The sequence below is a fragment of the Leclercia pneumoniae genome (assembly GCF_017348915.1).
Classification (GTDB): domain Bacteria; phylum Pseudomonadota; class Gammaproteobacteria; order Enterobacterales; family Enterobacteriaceae; genus Enterobacter; species Enterobacter pneumoniae.
On record NZ_CP071383.1, the window covers coordinates 3,495,179 to 3,509,270 of the forward strand.

The 14,092-nt window shown below is 54.4% G+C and carries 14 protein-coding genes and 1 tRNA gene; 4 read left to right on the forward strand and 11 right to left on the reverse strand.

What is annotated here, in order from left to right; translation table 11 throughout:
• Nucleotides 1-220: 220 nt before the first annotated feature.
• Nucleotides 221-1,399 (reverse strand): acetyl-CoA C-acetyltransferase, encoded by a 1,179-nt coding sequence (locus tag JZ655_RS16905; protein WP_040074167.1) that lies wholly within the window; start codon nucleotides 1,397-1,399, stop codon nucleotides 221-223.
• Between the two features lie 227 nt (nucleotides 1,400-1,626).
• On the opposite strand from JZ655_RS16905, the gene JZ655_RS16910 reads away from it, so the two are divergent.
• The gene (locus JZ655_RS16910; protein WP_040074164.1) at nucleotides 1,627-2,805 is read left to right on the forward strand and encodes a M20 aminoacylase family protein; all 1,179 of its coding nucleotides are present in this window, start codon (nucleotides 1,627-1,629) and stop codon (nucleotides 2,803-2,805) included.
• Between the two features lie 14 nt (nucleotides 2,806-2,819).
• A complete protein-coding gene (locus tag JZ655_RS16915; RefSeq protein ID WP_207292352.1) occupies nucleotides 2,820-3,596 on the forward strand; it encodes an ABC transporter substrate-binding protein in 777 nt (258 codons plus the stop codon).
• A 14-nt stretch (nucleotides 3,597-3,610) separates the two neighbouring features.
• Here the strand turns inward: JZ655_RS16915 and JZ655_RS16920 are convergent, their stop codons facing one another.
• Entirely contained in the window at nucleotides 3,611-4,522 is a 912-nt protein-coding gene (locus tag JZ655_RS16920) for a LysR family transcriptional regulator (RefSeq protein WP_207292353.1), read from the reverse strand.
• A gap of 106 nt (nucleotides 4,523-4,628) precedes the next feature.
• On the opposite strand from JZ655_RS16920, the gene JZ655_RS16925 reads away from it, so the two are divergent.
• Nucleotides 4,629-5,090 (forward strand): multidrug/biocide efflux PACE transporter, encoded by a 462-nt coding sequence (locus JZ655_RS16925; RefSeq protein WP_046887106.1) that lies wholly within the window; start codon nucleotides 4,629-4,631, stop codon nucleotides 5,088-5,090.
• Between the two features lie 121 nt (nucleotides 5,091-5,211).
• Nucleotides 5,212-6,441 carry an amino acid permease gene (locus JZ655_RS16930; protein WP_040074160.1) on the forward strand — a complete coding sequence of 410 codons (1,230 nt, stop codon included), beginning with the start codon at nucleotides 5,212-5,214 and terminating at the stop codon, nucleotides 6,439-6,441.
• Here the strand turns inward: JZ655_RS16930 and JZ655_RS16935 are convergent.
• From JZ655_RS16935 to dsbC, 9 genes are all read right to left on the reverse strand, one after another.
• Nucleotides 6,438-6,941 (reverse strand): GNAT family N-acetyltransferase, encoded by a 504-nt coding sequence (locus JZ655_RS16935; RefSeq protein WP_207292354.1) that lies wholly within the window; start codon nucleotides 6,939-6,941, stop codon nucleotides 6,438-6,440. The two genes, JZ655_RS16930 and JZ655_RS16935, sit on opposite strands and share 4 nt — an antisense overlap.
• Nucleotides 6,942-7,032: 91 nt before the next feature.
• Entirely contained in the window at nucleotides 7,033-7,305 is a 273-nt protein-coding gene (locus JZ655_RS16940) for a GNAT family N-acetyltransferase (RefSeq protein ID WP_040074156.1), read from the reverse strand.
• A 10-nt stretch (nucleotides 7,306-7,315) separates the two neighbouring features.
• Nucleotides 7,316-7,546: a 4Fe-4S mono-cluster protein YjdI gene (gene yjdI / locus JZ655_RS16945; protein ID WP_040074154.1), complete on the reverse strand. Its 231-nt coding sequence runs from the start codon at nucleotides 7,544-7,546 to the stop codon at nucleotides 7,316-7,318.
• A gap of 244 nt (nucleotides 7,547-7,790) precedes the next feature.
• Nucleotides 7,791-7,864: transfer RNA gene (locus tag JZ655_RS16950), tRNA-Gly, on the reverse strand.
• Between the two features lie 80 nt (nucleotides 7,865-7,944).
• Nucleotides 7,945-8,688 carry an amidase activator ActS gene (gene actS, locus JZ655_RS16955; RefSeq protein WP_207292355.1) on the reverse strand — a complete coding sequence of 248 codons (744 nt, stop codon included), beginning with the start codon at nucleotides 8,686-8,688 and terminating at the stop codon, nucleotides 7,945-7,947.
• Nucleotides 8,689-8,899: 211 nt separating this feature from the next.
• Nucleotides 8,900-10,417, reverse strand: coding sequence for a lysine--tRNA ligase (gene lysS, locus JZ655_RS16960; RefSeq protein ID WP_040074151.1), 1,518 nt, complete (start codon nucleotides 10,415-10,417; stop codon nucleotides 8,900-8,902).
• Between the two features lie 9 nt (nucleotides 10,418-10,426).
• Nucleotides 10,427-11,525 (reverse strand): peptide chain release factor 2 gene (gene prfB, locus JZ655_RS16965; RefSeq protein WP_154298971.1). Its coding sequence is split into 2 segments (ribosomal slippage): nucleotides 10,427-11,449 and nucleotides 11,451-11,525, totalling 1,098 coding nucleotides; the frame shifts between segments, so codons are not numbered across the junction.
• A gap of 90 nt (nucleotides 11,526-11,615) precedes the next feature.
• A complete protein-coding gene (recJ, locus tag JZ655_RS16970; RefSeq protein WP_207292356.1) occupies nucleotides 11,616-13,349 on the reverse strand; it encodes a single-stranded-DNA-specific exonuclease RecJ in 1,734 nt (577 codons plus the stop codon).
• Nucleotides 13,350-13,354: 5 nt separating this feature from the next.
• Nucleotides 13,355-14,068 carry a bifunctional protein-disulfide isomerase/oxidoreductase DsbC gene (dsbC, locus tag JZ655_RS16975; protein ID WP_040074147.1) on the reverse strand — a complete coding sequence of 238 codons (714 nt, stop codon included), beginning with the start codon at nucleotides 14,066-14,068 and terminating at the stop codon, nucleotides 13,355-13,357.
• Nucleotides 14,069-14,092: the final 24 nt, after the last annotated feature.

The window sequence follows — 14,092 nt, forward strand, 5'->3', positions numbered from 1 at the left end:
TTTGGCAACGATGGACGTGACAACCATCAACAAAAGAAGATGATTAAGGGGAAATTTAATGGTAAGGATCACAAAAGGAGGGTATTAACGCACGGGATTAATGACACTTAAATTATTAGAAAATTGAGAATTGACTTATGCGGATAAAAATAAGATTCATTTCACAAAAAAAGCCCCCAAAATTGGGGGCTGTGTAGCAGGAGATATTACTGCGCTGGGGTTATCTTTCGATGGCGAGCGCCACACCCTGGCCGCCGCCGATACATAATGTGGCCAGCCCTTTACGGGCATTGCGCTTCGCCATCTCATGAACCAGCGACACTAAAATACGACAGCCTGAAGCGCCAATAGGGTGACCGAGAGCGATTGCCCCGCCGTTAACGTTGACCCGGAGAGGATCCCACTCCAGCATCTTACCCACCGACAGCGCCTGCGCGGCAAAGGCCTCGTTGACTTCAATCAGATCCACGTCGCTGAGTTGCCAGCCTGCACGCTCCAGACAGCGGCGGGTGGCATAGACCGGCGCAATCCCCATCAGGGCAGGATCGACTCCCACGCTGGCAAAGGCTTTTATACGCGCCAGCACCGGAAGATTCAGCTCTTCCGCTTTACTCTCACTCATCATCATCACCGCCGCAGCACCGTCATTGATTGACGACGCATTGCCGGCGGTCACGGAACCGAGCATTTCAAAGGCCGGAGCCAGCATAGCCAGCCCTTCGGCGCTGGCATCCACACGCGGTTGTTCGTCGGTATCGACGATAAAGGGTTCGCCGCCAGCGCGGGATGCAGCAACCGGTACAATCTCATCGCGAAAACGCCCGGAATCAATAGCCGCGCGGGCCTTTTGCTGAGAGCTGAGCGCATAGGCATCCTGTAACTCACGCGTGATGCCATACTCCCGCGCCAGGTTCTCTGCGGTCACGCCCATATGGTAATCATTGAAGGCATCCCACAGGCCATCGTGCACCAGGCTATCGATAAGCTGACTGTTGCCGAGCTGCGCACCGGTGCGACTGTCGGTCAAAACATGTGGGGCACGGCTCATGTTCTCCTGACCGCCCGCAATGACCACGTCGGCTTCGCCGCACTGGATCGCCTGCGTGGCCAGGTGCAGTGCCTTCAGGCCCGAACCGCATACGTCGTTAATGGTGATCGCCGAGACGGTATTCGGGAGTCCCCCTTTTAACGCCGCCTGCCGCGCGGGATTTTGCCCGGCTCCTGCGGTCAATACCTGACCGAGGATCACTTCATCAATTTCATGGGCAGCAACGCCGCTACGTGCCACCAGCGCGTTAACCACCACGCTACCCAGCTCAACCGCAGAGTGACGCGCCAACGCTCCCTGAAAACAGCCAATAGCTGTACGCAATGCACCCACAATGACGACGTCTTTCATCTCAACCTCTGCGCAAAATGACACCGGCAATAGTAGAGGATTGTTATCAACTATTAATGTAATTGTTTAAAAATAGTGAGTTTTATCACAAAGGATTTGTGGCTTAACGCCGCAGGACATTAAGAAGAGTAATCATTATCAAGGTAATTATAAGAGAACGTATTTGCATTATCTCAGCAGAAAGATAAGTTAGAAATTGCAAACACGCGTTCACACTGGAGTAACAAATGGTCGACTGTATCATTCCAGAAATAAAAGAATCAGAAGACGAAATTATTGCCATCCGCCGTTATTTACATGCCAACCCAGAATTAAGCCTCGAAGAGTTTAATACCAGTAATCTGGTTGCCCGCCAGCTAGCGTCGTGGGGCTACCAGGTTACGCGTGATATCGGTAAAACCGGCGTCGTGGGTTCGCTCAGCAAAGGCCAGGGCAGTAAAACTATCGGCCTGCGGGCCGATATGGATGCGCTGCCGATTTTTGAAACCACCGACCTCCCCTGGGCCAGTACCGTACCCGGCAAAATGCACGCCTGTGGTCACGACGGACACACCGCCATTTTACTGGCGACGGCAAAATACCTCGCCTCAGACGCCTGTCAGTTTAACGGCACAGTGCACCTTATTTTCCAGCCAGCCGAAGAGGCAATTGGCGGGGCGGATTTAATGATTAAAGATGGACTGTTTGACCGCTTCCCTTGCGACCGAATTTTTGCCCTGCACAATATGCCCTGGCTGCCGACCGGTAAATTCGGCTTCTATGAAGGCAACTTTATGGCCTCTGCCGATACCGTCAAAATTACCCTTAACGGCTACGGTGGACATGGCGCGCACCCTGAGCGTAGCGTCGATCCCATTCTGACGGGCGCCGCGTTGGTGATGGCGTTGCAAAGCATTGTTTCGCGAAACGTACCGCCGGGAGAAACCGCCGTCGTTACCGTAGGGACCTTCAACGCGGGTATTGCTTCCAACGTGATCCCGGATAGTGCCCAGATGGAACTGACAGTACGTTCCATGAAACCGGAGATCCGTGAGCTACTGATTCGCCGTATTAAAGAGATTGCCGATCTCACCGCCCGTAGCTATGGCGCCCGCTGTGAAATCGAGATCTATGACTCCTATCCGGTATTAATTAATGATGCCGAACAGACTGCTTTTGCCCGCCAGCTGGCCATCGAGTTCTTTGGTCAGGATGCGGTGCTGGATAGCGTATCGCCTTCTAACGGCAGCGAAGACTTCGCTTTTATGTTGCAGGAACGCCCTGGCAGCTATTTCTTACTCGGCAACGGCGAGAAAGGGGAGAAAGGCGGCTGCATGGTGCATAACCCGGGCTACGACTTTAATGACGAAATCATCACCACGGGTGCCTCTTTCTTTGCCCGTTTAGTGGAAAACTATTGCCGTTAAGAGAGTACATAAAAATGAAAAAATATTTATTACCGCTGCTGGCATTGATGGCTACGTCATCCGTGTTCGCGGGTGAGACCCGGGAGCTCCGCTTTGGCGTAGATCCGACCTTCGCCCCTTTTGAGTCGAAAAATCCTCAGGGCGACGTGGTTGGGTTTGATATCGATCTGGGTAATGCGATTTGCGCAAAGTTACAGGCGAAATGCGTCTGGGTAGAGAACAATTTCGACGGAATTATTCCCTCCCTGAAGGCGCGTAAGTTCGATGCCATTTTATCGGGGATGTATATCACCGAGAAACGCAAAGAGCAGATTGCCTTCAGCGACAAGATATACAGCGGACCCGCTTTCCTGGTCGCCCGTAAAAATAGCCTGCCCGACAACAGCCTGGCCCAGCTGAAAGGCAAAACCATTGGCGTTGAGCAGGGTTCCGCCCAGGAGACTTATGCCAACCAGAAGTGGCGCGGTGAGGGAGTTAACGTGGTGGCGTATCAGGGTGCCGACCAGGTTATCCGCGATCTCGAATCCGGGCGAATTGACGGGGCTGTCCTCTCGGGCGTTATGGCTGAGTACAGTTTTCTGAGCAAACCCCAGGGCAAGGCATTTGCCTTTGTTGGCGGCGCGCTTCAGGACGATGCCCTGTTTGGCGCCGGGGCGGCCATTGGTCTACGTAAAGAGGACGATAAGCTGCGCCAGGAGCTGAACGGGGCGATTGCCGCGATCCTGGCGGATGGTACCTACAAAAAGCTCGCCGACCGCTATTTCAGTTTTGATATCTATACCGGTAAGTAATGTTTTCCCGCTCGTCACAAACGGATGGGCGGGCCTTTTCTGCCGGACGATGTCCCGGGATCGGCCTTCTCCTGTAAGTAATGCCGCAGCCAGTTCCCCGCCATTCCCGGCGGGGAACGTTTATTCCATACCGCATCAATGGCCACCGATCGCGGCCACCCTGCGACATTGAGCTGCACCAGGGTTTTTGCCGGCGCGAACTCCTCTACCAGCGCGCAGGGTAATTCGCACCAGCCGAAGCCCTGCACCGCCATGCTGAGCAACATCAGATAGTTAGGTGCAGACCAGACCGGCCCCTGAGCCAGCGTTGGCTGGCGCTCCAGATAGGTGTTCAGGCGCAGTTCTCGCCAGCCGTGCAGTTCATCGGCATTGATGCGCGTCTGCGCCGCCAGAGGGTGGCCGGCAGAGGTATATATCGCCATGTGCGTCTGCATGGGCAGGCGGGTGGCACCAATATCGGTAGGATAGTGCTCACGCGCCTCGGTCAGGCCAATCTGCGCCCGCTCTTTTTGCAGCAGATCGATCACGTCCTCTTCTTCCCCAATCAGACATTCAAATTCGGTGTGTGGAAAGCGCTCGTCGAAACGGTAGAGCATCTCTTCAAGCACATCCGGGTGCAGGGTGTCAGAAAGTACAAAGGTCAGCCGGGGTTCAGTTTCATCGCTGAGCGAGACCGCCAGTTCATCGAGACGAGCGCTGGCGGCCAGGATCGACTGGACATAGCCCAGCACCTGCCTGCCCTGAGCAGTCAACACCGGCTGTCGTGCACTGCGATCAAACAGTGTAAAACCGAGATCGTCCTCCAGGTGGGCGATGGCCGTGCTGATGGTGGACTGACTTTTTCGTAGACGGCGGGCCGCAGCGGAGAAGGATCCCGCCGCCACCGTCTCGACAAACGCCGTTAATGCTTCAGGAGAGTAGCGCATGGTGTATCTACTTTATCGATGGAATCCAACTTTTATATATCAGTTTAAACGATAAAAATAGCGACATTATTTTGCCCATACAGGCACGCTAACGAGGTATCAGGTTATGCAGCACAACGATGTTCAACGCAGAAAACTGCCGGAACGCATCTTTCACGCCGTCTGTTTTGAGGGGATTGCCACGGCGATCCTCGCGCCGACAACCGCCTGGCTGATGCAGCGCCCGGTGCTGGAGATGGGAGGATTAACCCTGCTTCTCGCCACCACCGCGATGATCTGGAACATCATTTATAACGCCGGGTTCGACGCACTGTGGCCCCGGCATAAGGTGCCGCGCACGACCAAAGTGCGCGCCCTGCACGCGCTCGGTTTTGAAGTCGGATTTATTTTTATCGGCGTCGGTATCGTATCGATGGTGCTGGGCGTGAGCCTGCTTCAGGCGTTTATGTTAGAGATAGGGTTCTTCATTTTCTTCCTGCCCTACACCATGTTCTATAACTGGGCATACGACACGCTGCGCGATCGTATTATCCGCCGCCGCGAGCTGCGACGCGCCGCAGCAAACTAACGTCCCCACCGGCCGGAAATGTTTTCCGGCCCCGCTTACCTAACGTCAACTGCGCCGTCTTCCCATAATTATGGTAAATTAGCCTCCTTTTTGTTGTTTTTATAGTTGATACGTTTTTCTAATGTCGAAAATTTGGTCTAAAGAAGAGACCCTCTGGAGCTTTGCCCTGTATGGCACTGCCGTGGGCGCAGGAACCCTGTTCTTGCCTATCCAGCTCGGGTCCGCAGGCGCTATCGTCCTGTTTATCACCGCTCTTGTGGCCTGGCCACTCACTTACTGGCCTCATAAAGCACTGTGCCAGTTCATCCTCTCCTCAAAGACAAAAGGCAATGAAGGGATCACCGGTGCGGTAACGCACTACTACGGAAAGACGATCGGCAATCTGATCACCACGCTCTATTTCGTGGCTTTCTTTGTGGTCGTGCTGATCTATGCCGTGGCGATCACCAATTCGCTTACTGAACAACTGGCAAAACGCATGACGGTAGACCTTACCGTGCGGGTGCTGGTGAGCCTTGGCGTGGTACTGGCCCTGAACCTCATCTTCCTGATGGGACGTCATATCACTCTGCGGGTAATGGGTTTTCTGGTCTTCCCGCTGATCGCCTATTTTCTGCTGGTCTCGATTTATTTGACCGGCAGCTGGCAACCCACCCTGCTCACCAGCCAGATGAGCTTCGATAAACAGACGCTGCATCAGGTGTGGATATCGATCCCGGTCATGGTATTTGCCTTTAGCCACACGCCGATCATTTCAACCTTTGCCGTTGACCGTCGGGAAAAGTATGGCGATGCCGCCATGGGACACTGTACCCGCATCATGAAGGTGGCCTATTTGATCATCTGCCTGAGCGTGCTGTTCTTTGTCTTTAGTTGTCTGCTGTCGATTCCGCCGGCCTATATCGTGGCCGCCAAAGAGCAAGGCGTGACCATTCTCTCTGCGCTGTCGATGATGCCTTCATCGCCGTCCTGGCTGGGTATTTCCGGGATTGTGGTCGCCATTGTGGCGATGTCGAAATCCTTCCTTGGCACCTATTTTGGCGTGATCGAGGGGGCGACGGAGATAGTGAAATCGTCGTTGAACCAGGTGGGGGTCAAGAAAAGCCGGGCCTTTAACCGCGCGCTCTCCATTATGATCGTGTCGTTGATTACGTTCGTGGTGTGCTGCATTAATCCGAACGCCATTTCGATGATTTATGCCATTAGCGGGCCGCTCATCGCCATGATTTTGTTCATCATGCCGACGTTATCAACCTACCTGATCCCGGCCCTGAAACCCTACCGCTCGGTGGGTAACCTGCTGACGCTGATTGTCGGCGTGATGTGCGTATCGGTGATGTTTATCGCCTAAATCGCCATGCCATAGACGTGCAGCACGCTGGTCTGGTCCGGCGTGCTGAACACGTCGTCGCGCAGATGGCGCATGCCCTGCGCTTCATAAAACCGCCTTGCCCTTTCGTTGCCCTGCAATACCTCAAGACAAAAGTAGCGACTGCCGCTGGCTTTCGCGCGGGTTAACACCTCTGTAAAGAGTAATTGTCCAAAGCCATGGCCGGTGGCGGCCTGGGTGAAATAGAGTTTATTCAGCAGCGTACCCGGCTCCGCAGGCGGCGGCTGCCGGGTGTATTTTGCAAAACCGATGGGCTTATCGGTGATGGCCAGCAGCCAGCGCACGTCAGGGTCATTCAGGCTGGCCGTAAGGGTCGAGACAGAATACTCCTCCTCCAGCCATGCCAGCATCGCCTGTTGCGAATGCCAGTAATAGGCAAAGTGGCTAAGGTAGGTTGTTTTGCCTAATGCGGATAGCACGGCGATATCCTCAACCGTGGCTTCTTTGATCTGTAAATCCATGCTTCCCCCTGATATCCCTGAAGAGAGTACCGGGGGGCATAGCACTGAGGCAACTATCAGATTTTGCAGGATAAGGTCTGTGAATGCGGCATCAGGCGCGGATACTGTCGTACTCGCGATTATTATCAAATTCATGCTTAGCAAACGGACAGAGAGGAATGATTTTGCGATTCTCTGCACGCATTTTTTCGACTACTTTCGCCACCAGCTGTTTGCCCACCCCTTGCCCCTTCAGACTCGGATCGACATCCGTATGTTCAATGATGCTCAGGTGCTCGCCCGTAGGCACAAAGACGATTTCCGCGACCTGGTTACCTGCGGCATCATTGACATAAAATTTGTTGTGGCCTTCCTGAATTTCCATAATTTCTCGCTTATTTATGACGGTATTTAAGGGCGCCGCTCGGGCAGGTGTCGATGACGCGCACCACGGTATCTACATCCACTTCATCAGGGATGATCCAGGGTTTACGTTTAAGATTGAAGAGCTTTGCACTTCCACGCACGCAGTTGCCTGCATGCTGGCAGATACCGGTATTAAAATAGACATCAATTTTTTCACCGGTATAGGCGCGATACCCCGCTTCCAAGAGTTCGTTATCCATGACATTGCCTCTGTAATTATTATTGATTCGGCAGTAAGAATAGCGCTACGGCTCATTGAGAAGCAAAATGAAAAAGTGTGCCTCAGGCAGTTCAGATAGAAGAGTGGCGTTTTAAAAAGAGAGTGGAAGAAGATGCGCTTTTTTTCGTTTAAAGCTGTGATTGTTCATGCTGACAGAGCGTTAAGCGGCTGATTATTTGTCGGGTGATGCAGGAATAAAGAGATTTTTTAAGAAAAGAGAAAGCTGGAGCGGGCGAAGGGAATCGAACCCTCGTATAGAGCTTGGGAAGCTCTCGTTCTACCATTGAACTACGCCCGCTTTGAGGTGCGTAAAGCATTATAGGCTTTACGCACACGCTGACAAGCCTGCTAACAGCTAAGTGGCGATTAAATAACCATTTAGCACTTCGGTTTTCCGCCCGGGGCGGGCAGATAGCGCTGGGGATCGATAGCCGTGGCGCGATAGCGGATCTGGAAATGCAGCGCCACCGTATTGGTCCCGGTACTGCCCATGGTGGCGATCTTCTGTCCGGCCTTCACGTTTTGCCCGTTATTCACCAGCATGGAATCGTTATGCGCATAGGCGGTAATGTAATCCTCACCATGTTTAATCATGATCAGGTTGCCATAGCCACGTAGCTGATTACCCACGTAGACCACTTTGCCGGCATCCGAGGCATAAACCGGTGAACCGCGCGTGCCTGCGATATCTATTCCTTTGTTTCCCCCCTCTGCGGTGGAATAGGGAACAATCACTTTTCCACTGGCAGGCCAGACCCAGCAGCGCTGCCCAACCGGTGGCCAGGAGGAGGTCGGTACCGCATAGGACGGCGTGACGGCAGTTTTTCTGCTGCTCTTGCCAGACGACTTTTTCGCCCCTCCGCTGCTGCCGTTCACGTTCAGCTTCTGCCCGATTTCGATGGTATACGGCGGAGAGATATTATTCAGACGCGCCAGCTCCTTCACGCTGGTGCCCGTCATCCGCGATATGCGATAAAGGGTATCGCCGCGTTTAACGGTATACACCGCACCGGAATAACTGCCCCCCGAAGATTTACTGCCCGAACATCCCACCAGCAAAAGTGTGAGCGTCAGGCAAGTAAGCGCGAAGAGGTTTTTTCTCGTCAGGCTTCCTGCAAACAAAACAGTTCCTTATTCAACTTGAATGGCCGCCATATGATAGCAGCCCCCTTCCCGATGCCCAATCTTTTCACGGCAGCTGAACTCGCCTTCTGCCAGACGAGATAACGGTATACCGGTGGATAGTGCCCGATGCGCTGTTATCCCCCCGAGGCAGGCAATAAAAAAGCCCCGACGCGGTAAACGTCGGGGCTTATTTGTGTCTCTGTCAGGCTTACTTCACCGGACGCATCGCCGGGAAGAGGATCACGTCACGGATGGTGTGGCTGTTAGTAAACAGCATTACCATACGGTCGATACCAATGCCCAGGCCCGCCGTTGGTGGCAGACCGTGCTCCAGCGCGGTCACGTAGTCTTCGTCAAAGAACATCGCTTCGTCGTCACCGGCGTCTTTCGCGTTAACCTGATCCTGGAAACGCTGCGCCTGGTCTTCGGCATCGTTCAGCTCGCTAAAGCCGTTACCGATTTCGCGGCCACCGATAAAGAATTCGAAGCGGTCAGTGATTTCCGGGTTCTCGTCATTACGACGCGCCAGCGGAGAAACTTCAGCCGGGTATTCAGTGATGAAGGTCGGCTGAATCAGGTGCGCTTCTGCCACTTCTTCGAAGATCTCGGTCACGATACGACCCAGACCCCAGCTCTTCTCAACCTTGATACCGATGCTCTCGGCAATGGCTTTCGCCGAGTCGAAGTTATCCAGATCGGCCATATTGGTTTCAGGACGGTATTTCTGTATTGCTTCGCGCATGGTCAGTTTTTCGAACGGCTTACCGAAGTCAAAGACCTCTTCACCGTAAGGCACTTCCGTGGTGCCCAGAATATCCTGCGCCAGGGTACGGAACAGGGATTCGGTCAGCTCGATCAGATCTTTGTAATCTGCGTACGCCATATAGAGTTCCATCATGGTGAACTCTGGGTTATGACGCACGGAGATGCCTTCGTTACGGAAGTTACGGTTGATTTCGAACACGCGGTCGAAACCACCCACCACCAGACGCTTCAGATACAGTTCCGGCGCGATACGCAGGTACATGTCGAGGTCGAGGGCATTGTGATGGGTGATGAACGGACGCGCAGAGGCGCCGCCAGGGATCACCTGCATCATCGGGGTTTCCACTTCCATAAAGTCGCGATTCACCATGAACTGGCGAATACCGGCCATGATCTGAGAGCGAATTTTGAAGGTCTTGCGGGATTCATCGTTAGAGATGAGGTCCAGATAGCGCTGACGATAACGCGCTTCCTGATCCTGTAGGCCGTGGAATTTGTCCGGCAGCGGGCGCAGGGCTTTGGTCAGCAGACGCAGCTCGGTGCAGTGAATAGAGAGCTCGCCGGTCTTGGTTTTGAACAACTTGCCTTTCGCGCCCAGAATATCGCCCAGGTCCCACTTCTTGAACTGCTCGTTGTAAATGCCTTCCGGCAGGTCATCACGAGAAACGTACAGCTGAATACGGCCGCCCACGTCCTGCAGCGTTACAAAGGAGGCTTTACCCATAATACGGCGGGTCATCATGCGGCCAGCAACGGCCACTTCGATGTTCAGCGCTTCCAGCTCTTCGTTCTCTTTACCATCAAAGTCAGCGTGCAGTTGGTCTGAGGTATGGTCACGACGAAAATCGTTCGGGAACGGCACGCCCTGCTCACGCAGCGCAGCCAGCTTCTCACGGCGGGTTTTCAGTTCATTGTTAAGATCGACGACCGCGTCAGCGCCCTGTGCTTGTTGTTCAGACATGTTGGTTCCTCATAACCCTGCTTTCAAACTTGCTTCGATAAATTGGTCCAGGCTGCCATCCAGCACCGCCTGCGTGTTACGGGTTTCAACACCGGTACGCAGATCTTTAATGCGGGAGTCATCAAGGACATAAGAACGAATCTGGCTGCCCCAGCCGATGTCAGATTTGTTATCTTCCATCGCCTGCTTCTCAGCATTTTTCTTTTGCATCTCCAGCTCATAAAGCTTCGCTTTCATCTGCTTCATGGCCTGGTCTTTGTTCTTATGCTGGGAACGGTCATTCTGGCACTGCGTCACCAGCCCGGTTGGGATGTGGGTAATACGCACCGCAGATTCTGTACGGTTAACGTGCTGACCACCCGCGCCGGATGCGCGATAAACGTCGATACGCAGATCCGCCGGGTTGATGTCAATATCAATATCTTCGTCAACTTCCGGGTAAACAAACGCGGAACTGAAGGAGGTATGGCGACGGCCGCCGGAGTCGAACGGGCTCTTACGCACCAGACGGTGCACGCCGGTTTCAGTACGCAGCCAGCCGTAAGCGTAATCGCCGATGATCTTGATAGTCACGGATTTCAGACCCGCCACTTCGCCTTCAGACTCTTCGATGATTTCAGTTTTGAAACCACGCGCTTCCGCCCAGCGCAGGTACATACGGGTCAGCATGCTGGCCCAGTCCTGTGCTTCGGTACCGCCGGAGCCCGCCTGGATATCCAGGTAGCAATCTGCGCTGTCGTATTCGCCAGAGAACATACGACGGAATTCGAGCTGTGCCAGCTTCTCTTCCAGAACGTCGAGCTCGGCTACGGCTTCGTTAAAGGTTTCTTCGTCGTCGGCTTCAACAGCCAGCTCCAGCAGCCCGGAAACATCTTCCAGACCCTGAGACATTTGGTCGAGGGTATCAACAATGGCTTCGAGGGAGGAACGCTCTTTACCCAGCGCCTGTGCGCGTTCAGGTTCGTTCCAGACGTCCGGCTGTTCCAGCTCGGCGTTTACTTCTTCGAGACGCTCTTTCTTGGCATCGTAGTCAAAGATACCCCCTAAGAACGTCAGAGCGCTCCGTGAGGTCCTGAATGCGGTTTTTTACCGGGTTAATTTCAAACATGGTCTGTTTTCTTTTCTGGACTAGTCAAAATGCGGTGATAAGAGCGGGATTGTACCCAATCCACGCCCTTTTTTATAGCGATTACTGCCGTTAAATTGGCCAGATATTGTCGATGATGATCTGCAGGGAGCGGTTGCCACGAAACTCGTTAATATCGAGTTTATAAGCCAACTCCACTTCACGCACGCCGTTGTCCGGCCAGATAGAGGTGTCAACATTAAAGGCGATACCGTCCAGCAGCGGACCGCCGCCAACAGGCTCGACCATAACTTTCAGGTGGCGTTCGCCGACAATGCGCTGCTGCAGCAGACGGAAGCGGCCATCGAACAGCGGTTCCGGGAACATCTGCCCCCAGGGCCCTGCATCGCGCAGCATTTGTGCCGTTTCCATGGTCATTTCGGCTGCCGGAAGTTCTCCGTCCGAGACCACCTCGCCCTGCAGTAACGCGGGATCCAGCCACTCGGTCACCAGCGCGCCAAACAGCTGCTGGAATTCCTCAAACTTTGCCTCTTCCAGCGACAGGCCCGCCGCCATCGCGTGGCCGCCGAACTTAATCATCAGGTCCGGATGAAGCGTATGGAGTCGCTCCAGAGCATCGCGCATATGCAGCCCCTGAATGGAGCGGCCGGAGCCCTTCAGCGTGCCATCCCCCGCGGGGGCAAAGGCAATGACAGGACGATGAAAACGCTCTTTGATACGCGACGCCAGAATGCCGACGACCCCCTGGTGCCATTCCGGGTGATACATCGCCAGCCCGCCCGGCAGCGTCTCACTGCTGCGCTCCAGTTTCTCGCACAGATTCAGCGCTTCGGCCTGCATCCCCTGCTCAATCTCTTTGCGGGTCTGGTTCAGCGCATCCAGTTCGTTGGCCAGCATGCGCGCTTCGCCGATGTTATCGCACAGCAGCAGCGCCACGCCGACGGACATATCATCCAGACGCCCCGCCGCATTCAGCCGCGGCCCCAGAGCAAAGCCCAGATCGCTGGCAGCCAGCTTTAACGGATCGCGCCCGGAGATCTCCAGCAGCGCTTTAATACCCGGCCGGCATTTGCCCGCACGGATGCGGCCTAACCCCTGCCAGGTGAGAATACGGTTGTTAGTATCCAGCGGTACCACGTCTGCCACGGTACCCAGCGCCACCAGATCGAGATATTCAGCGAGGTTAGGTACGGCGATGCCGCGAGATTCAAACCAGCCTTTATCACGCAGCAAGGCGCGCAGGGCCAGCATCAGATAAAACGCCACCCCGACACCCGCCAGCGATTTAGACGGGAAGGCGCAGTCGCGCAGATTTGGGTTGATGAGCGCTTCTGCCGCCGGGAGCGTATCGCCGGGGAGGTGATGATCGGTGACCAGCACCGGGATCCCAAGTTCATGCGCGCGATCCACGCCGCTATGAGAGGAGATCCCATTATCCACGGTCATGATCATTTGCGCGCCGCGCGCGTGGGCTTGATCCACCACTTCCGGGCTCAGGCCGTAACCATCTTCAAAACGGTTCGGCACCAGGTAGGCCACATTGTCGCAGCCCATCGCCCGCAGGCTCAAGACGCTCAGCGCCGTACTGGTAGCGCCATCGGCGTCAAAATCGCCCACCACCATAATGCGAGTGCCTTCACGAAACGCGTTGTAGAGCATTTCAACGGCTTTATCGATACCGCTCAGTTGCTGCCAGGGAAGCATCCCTTTTACGCTGCGTTCCAGATCGTCAGGTTTTTTTACGCCACGGCTGGCGTACAACCGACGCAACAGGGGCGGCAGATCCGCAGGCAGATCTGCATTTTCATCCACTTCACGTCGGCGGAGCTGTATCGTTGATTTCACGCGAATTATTTACCGCCAAACTGTTTCTGGTGTGCATCAAGGAAGGCTTTCATCTCTTTCGGCCCCTGATAACCCGGCACTACATAGCCGTTATTCAGCACAATGGCCGGGGTGCCGGTCACACCGAACTGAACGCCCAGCGCATAGTGATTCGCGATATCGATATCGCAAGAGGCCGGCTGAATGCCTTTGCCGCTCATGGCGTCATCAAAGGCTTTGTTGCGATCTTTCGCACACCAGATGGCTTTCATATCCTGTTCTGGCTGGCTCTGGACGCCCGCGCGCGGGAAGGCCAGATAACGCACGGTGATCCCCAGCGCGTTGTAGTCTTTCATCTCTTCATGCAGCTTGTGGCAGTAGCCGCAGGTGATGTCGGTGAAGACGGTGATAACATGTTTTTCCTGCGGCGCTTTGTAGATGATCATCTCTTTTTCCAGCGCATTCAGGTTTTTCATCAGCATCTGGTTGGTGATATTCACCGGCTGCGCGCCGCTCACATCGTACAGCGGCCCCTGAAGGAAATGTTTGCCATCTTCGGTGACGTACAGCACGCCGCCGCTGGTCATGACGGTTTTCATTCCGGCAATGGGCGCAGGCTGAATGTCGCTGCTGGTGACGCCAAGCTTAGCCAGCGACTGTTTAATCGCTGCATCATCTGCATGTGCCAAACCCGATAACGAAGCTGCCAGCAGAGTGAACAGCGCTAATGACTTTTTCATAATCCTTCCTTAAACAATTCGGCA